Annotated in this window: 1 pseudogene; it reads right to left on the bottom strand. The window is 42.8% G+C overall.

The window, feature by feature from the left end:
* Window positions 1-278 (bottom strand): annotated as a pseudogene (locus BFL47_RS19945) (IS21 family transposase); the annotation flags it as partial.

The raw sequence follows: 278 nt of genomic DNA, 5'->3' as shown, positions 1-278 counted from the left end.
GGTTGCAAAAAAGCCTGTTCGATAAGCCACTCCTGGTGAGGGGCTTTTTTGGTTAGTGCATGATCCAGCTTATTGGCGGTACGTTCCAGCCATTTCAACCCATCCTGATTTAAGGTTTCCATATCGTAAAAAGTACGGTTATAAAGAAAGTTCTGCTTAATGTATTTGACCACGTTCTCAATCTTTCCCTTACTTTCCGGATCTGCCTTTCTGCACATGCGTATCTTAAAGCCACGGTCTCTTACATAGGTTTTGAATTGAGAGGTAAGTACCAGGTC

Source organism: Arcticibacter eurypsychrophilus, from assembly GCF_001730525.1.
In the GTDB taxonomy this organism is placed as follows: Bacteria; Bacteroidota; Bacteroidia; order Sphingobacteriales; family Sphingobacteriaceae; genus Arcticibacter; species Arcticibacter eurypsychrophilus.
Note: the sequence above shows the minus strand (reverse complement) of the source record. Positions and strands in the feature narration are given on the sequence as shown.